This is a genomic window from Sinomonas sp. G460-2 (assembly GCF_047759905.1).
In the GTDB taxonomy this organism is placed as follows: Bacteria; Actinomycetota; Actinomycetes; order Actinomycetales; family Micrococcaceae; genus Sinomonas.
On the sequence record NZ_JBKZWT010000300.1, the window covers coordinates 1 to 4,424 of the forward strand.

Annotated in this window: 4 protein-coding genes and 2 pseudogenes; 2 read left to right on the forward strand and 4 right to left on the reverse strand. The window is 71.8% G+C overall.

Features of this window, described 5'->3' with window-relative positions; genetic code table 11:
• Positions 1-222, forward strand: a pseudogene (locus ACLN58_RS18475) (A/G-specific adenine glycosylase); the annotation flags it as partial.
• Between the two features lie 86 nt (positions 223-308).
• Entirely contained in the window at positions 309-767 is a 459-nt protein-coding gene (locus ACLN58_RS18480; protein WP_415856706.1) for a hypothetical protein, read from the forward strand.
• 30 nt (positions 768-797) lie between these two features.
• On the opposite strand, the gene ACLN58_RS18485 is transcribed toward ACLN58_RS18480, so the two are convergent.
• The 4 genes and pseudogenes from ACLN58_RS18485 to ACLN58_RS18500 form a co-directional block, all read right to left on the reverse strand.
• Positions 798-1,358, reverse strand: a complete 561-nt coding sequence (locus ACLN58_RS18485; RefSeq protein ID WP_415856707.1) for an amino-acid N-acetyltransferase — start codon at positions 1,356-1,358, stop codon at positions 798-800.
• A 42-nt stretch (positions 1,359-1,400) separates the two neighbouring features.
• Positions 1,401-1,871, reverse strand: coding sequence for a GNAT family N-acetyltransferase (locus ACLN58_RS18490; RefSeq protein WP_415856708.1), 471 nt, complete (start codon positions 1,869-1,871; stop codon positions 1,401-1,403).
• Positions 1,872-1,873: 2 nt separating this feature from the next.
• Complete coding sequence (locus tag ACLN58_RS18495) at positions 1,874-4,075, reverse strand: prolyl oligopeptidase family serine peptidase (protein WP_415856709.1); 2,202 nt, start codon at positions 4,073-4,075, stop codon at positions 1,874-1,876.
• 82 nt (positions 4,076-4,157) lie between these two features.
• Positions 4,158-4,355: pseudogene (locus ACLN58_RS18500) on the reverse strand (HPr family phosphocarrier protein); the annotation flags it as partial.
• Positions 4,356-4,424: the final 69 nt, after the last annotated feature.

Consider the following 4,424-nt stretch of genomic DNA (forward strand, 5'->3'; position numbering starts at 1 on the left):
GGCGCGGTCATGGCCGTGCTCCGCGCGGCGTCGCGGCCCGTGCCTCGCGGCCTCTTCGAAGGACCGGCTCCTGCTCCAGCGGGCGACGGCGGTCCCGTCGCCGCCGAGCTGGCACGCCTCCACGCGCTCGCGCCCGGGCCCGAGCAGCTCGATCGCTCCATCGTTGGGCTCCTTGCCGACGGCCTCGCGACCGAGGCGAGCGGAGGCCTGGCCCTTCCGTAGGCCTGGCCCATCGGTAGTCCGGACTGTGGCCGGAACGCGGCCGAAAAGGCATTGAGTTGCCCACCGCCGCGACCTACGCTCGCCTCATGCAAGGGGCCAGGAAGCTCGGGGCCGCTTTCGCGTGCGTCCTCGGAGCGTGCACGCTTCTGACGGCCTGCGTTCCACAGCCCATCGCGTGCCCCATGATCGCCGCGGCGCCCACCGTCACGATCCACGTCACGCCCGAACGGGCCGCGACGCTCGACCCGGCCTCCCTCACAGGCGAGGCCTGCCAGGACGGCCAATGCCACGGCGGGCCGCTCACCCTCGCCGACGATTCGGGACCCAACACGCAGCCCGGCGCGAAGCGCGCCCAGATCATGATGATGCCGCTCTCGGACAGCCCCATCGACCTGACGGTCACGGGGAGGAACACCTCGGGCAAGTCCATCGGCTCGAACCACGTGAGATTCGCTCCCCGCGTCGAATACCCGTGGGGCAGGCAGTGCCAACGGGTGCTGATCGCCGAGGCCACGCTGGACAATCAGGGCCTCTACGCGGGCTGAGCCGACAGTCGCTCAGCTACCGGCGGCGCGCTACTCCCGCGCGCGGCCCGCAAGCCACTTGATCATGCGCGTGTTGCCGAGGGTGTTCGGCTTGACCCGTGCGAGGTCGAGGAACTCCGCGACGCCCTCATCCTGCGAGCGCAGGAGTTCGGAGTACACCTCGGGGTCAACGGCCGACTGGTCGGGCATGACCTCGAAGCCGTGCTGCTCGAAGAACCGCACCTCGAAGGTGAGGCAGAAGACGCGCTGGACGCCGACGTCATACGCGTCCGCGAGAAGCTGCTCGACGAGCGCGTGCCCCACGCCGCGCCCCCGCCACGTGCCCGCAGCGGCGAGCGTGCGCACCTCCGCGAGATCCTCCCACATGACGTGCAGCGCTCCGCAGCCCACGAGCTCGCCGTCGGGGGCCTCGGCGACGCGGAACTCCTGAATGGCCTCGAAATAGGCCACGGACTCCTTCGAGATGAGGATCCGTTTCTCGGCGAGCGGGGCCACGAGCTGCTTGATCCCCGCGACGTCGCTCGTCCGCGCGCGTCGCACCCGGAAGGGCGGGGCGGCAGGCTCGGTCTCGACAGGGAGGGGGGCAGTCATGGTGCCATCCTAGTGGCGGGGTATGGCTGGTATGAGCGCGCGCTACGGCCCCGAGAGCTCCTTGAAGTAGTAGAGCTGTGCCTCGGTCTGGCCCGGTTCGTGGTTGGCGTACCCGTGACGCTCGTAGAAGCGCCGAGCGTCCACGTCCTCACCGTCCACGTTGATCTCGAGCAGCTCGGCGCCGCGCTCGCGCACGAGGGCCTCGGCCGCGGCGAGGAGCTCGCCGCCGAGCCCCTCACCGCGCCTCGCAGGCTCGACGTAGAGCTCATCGAGGAGCGCGACCGGTCCGTCGAACCACACATTCGGCCGGAACGTGAGCACGGCGAGGCCCACCGCGGGCTCCCCCACGAGCAGCGCCACCACGTCGCCGGCACCGAGCAGCCCGACCAGCCGCGCCGCGAGGGCGCGGATGCCCGGGGTCGGGGACTCGAATTCGCGGTTGAACGCATCGAGCAGCTCCGCGACCACCACAGCCTCGCCCGGAGTAGCCCGTCGCACAGCGTCCCCGCCCATGGCTAGAGCCCGAGCTCCTTGGGCAGCTCCCGGGACTCCCCGAGGACGTGCTCGGCCAGGAACGCGTTCACGACGCCGTACCAGACCTTCGCGTGCTGCGGCTTGAGGATCCAGTGATTCTCGTCCGGGAAGTACAGGAAGCGGTGGGGCGTGCGGCCCTCGCCGTCGGTCGCCAGCTGCGACGCACTCAGGAGCTCGTACCACAGGCGCAGCCCCTCGCCGATGGGCACGCGGTAGTCCTTGTCGCCGTGGACCACGAGCATAGGCGTGCGTATCTCGCCGACTGAGTGGTGCGGCGAATGCGCCTCCGTCATCGCGGCGTCCACCTCCTTGGCCCAGTACTGGCCGAAGTCGGTGGTCTTGCCGAAGCCCTCGAGCGCCCACAGGCTCGCGTGCGTCACGATCGCCCGGAAGCGGTCGGTGTGCCCCGCGACCCAGTTGGCCATGTACCCGCCGAACGAGCCGCCCATCGCGGCCGTCCGCTCCGCGTCGAGGTCGGGCCGTTCGAGGGCGGCGTCCGTGATGGTCATGAGGTCGGTGAACGGCTCGGCGCCCCACCGGCCCCAGCCGCGCTGGATGAAGTCCTGGCCGTAGCCCGTGGAGAGGGCGGGGTCCGGGAGGAGGACGGCGTAGCCCTGCGCGGTCATGAGCCACGGGTTCCAGCGCCACGTCCACGCGTTCCACGAGCCGATGGGGCCGCCGTGGATCCACAGGAGCAGCGGGTGCTTCGCGGCGCCATCTGCGCCCGGGTCCCGCGTGGCGCCCGAAGGAGCCGACGACGGCGGGAGGGCGAGCCATGCGCGCAGCGGGCTGCCGTCCGCGGCGGTCGCGGTAACCTCCTCGAGCCGCCCGGGGATCTCGGGCCGCTCCGCGGGGTTCTGCAGGCGCGTGACCTCGCCGGTCGCGAGGTCGATCCGTACGGCCTCGGCGGGGAACAGGTAAGAACTGCGGAGCGCGAACGCGCTCGCCCCATCCGGCGCGACGACGACGTCGGTGTACGCGGCGTCGTCGCGCGTCACTCGGGTGACCTCGCCGCTCGCGGCGTCGATGCGGAACACGGGCGAGCGGCCGCCGTCGTCCGCGGTGACCAGCAGCGCGGAGCCGTCGGGGAGCCATTCCGCGGGGTGCGGGTGGCGGTCCCATGCGGGCGCCAGGCGGCGCAATTCGCCGCTCGCGAGGTCGAGGAGGTGGAGCTCGCTCGTGTACGAGTCGGTGGGGGTCGTGTGGGGCTCGAGGATCACGGCGAGGCGCGTCCCGTCCGGGCTCACGGGCCCGGGGTGGAAGTCCGCGGCGTCTCGCGCGAGGAGCGTGCGATGGGTGCCGGTCGCGGCGTCCACGGCCACGAGCTCCATCCGGAGGTCCGCCTTCGCGAGCGGCTTCACGACGCCCGCGTACACGGTGGAGCCGTCCGGGCTGACCGTCGCCTCGCCGAACAGGAGGCCGGTACCGATTCCCGGCGTGAGGTTGCGGAGCTCCAAGTCCGGGCCCTCGTCGACAGTGCCCGGCTTGCCCGGCTCGGGCGCCTTCGCCGAACGTTCGACGGCGAACAGCCTCGCCTCGCCGGGGCCGAGGTCCGCGTCCCAGAAACGGACGGGATAGGCCGAGTGCAGGATCGCGGCGACCTTGCCGTCCTTGCGGGCCTTGCGGCGCTCCTCGTCGTCGGCCTCGTCCTTGCTGCCCGGGAGGACCGAGGCCTGGACGAACGTCGCGTCCGCCGCGCGCGCCGAGAGGACGCTGCTCACGCCGCCCATGCGGCTCACGACGACGCGCGCCTCGCCGCCGTCGCGAGGCAGGAGCCAGAGGGCGTTGACCGCATCATCGTCCGGCTTCTCGGGGTCGGGGCGGGCGGACGTGAAGAAGAGGTCGCCGTTGGCCGCGAACGCCGCGCCCGCCTCGCCCTTTGCGCTCCGCGTGATGCGGCGCGCGGGCCGCTCTCCCGTCGCGTCGAGCTCCCAGAGCGCGGAGCGGTACTCGGTGCCCTTGCCGTTGAGCGTCGCGACGGTGGTCACGAGGCGCGTGCCGTCGGGGCTCAGCGCCAGGCCGGAGAGGCGCGGGATGGCCACGTAGTGGTCGAGGTCGTGGAACGGGGTTGCGGGGGCCGGCTTCTCGGCTGGCTTCTCCGCCGCGGAAGGCTCGGTCTGCGTTTCGGTCTGGGGCTCGGTCTGGGGCTCGGTCTGCGGCTCGGTTTCGGTATCGGCGCTCATGGCTCCGATTCAACTCGGAAAGTGGCGTGGAGCACAGAGGCGTTCACTCATGGTGAAACACTTCTTTCACACCGTTCAAGGGTCAGGCCCGCTCGCCGAAACCCCGCTCCACGAGCTCGCGCACGAGGCGAACGGCCTTCTCCGCGTCGGGCCCCGAAGCCTCGACCACGAGCTGGGCGTCCTTCCGCGCGCCGAGCGCCATGAGGGCCATCACCGACTGGGCGTCCGCGCCGTTGATCGTGATCCCGGCGTCGAGCTGCGACAGCCGGCCCGCGAGGACCGCGGCGGGCCGCGGGCGAGGGCGTCAGCTTCCAGAGTAGGACTGCCATCATCTCGGTGCACACGTTCG

Bases quoted from the DNA above. Each gene is read 5' to 3' on its own strand.
- ACLN58_RS18480 (WP_415856706.1), top strand. From the start codon at position 309: ATGCAAGGGGCCAGGAAGCTCGGGGCCGCTTTCGCGTGCGTCCTCGGA.
- ACLN58_RS18485 (WP_415856707.1), bottom strand. From the start codon at position 1,358: ATGACTGCCCCCCTCCCTGTCGAGACCGAGCCTGCCGCCCCGCCCTTC.
- ACLN58_RS18490 (WP_415856708.1), bottom strand. From the start codon at position 1,871: ATGGGCGGGGACGCTGTGCGACGGGCTACTCCGGGCGAGGCTGTGGTG.
- ACLN58_RS18495 (WP_415856709.1), bottom strand. From the start codon at position 4,075: ATGAGCGCCGATACCGAAACCGAGCCGCAGACCGAGCCCCAGACCGAG.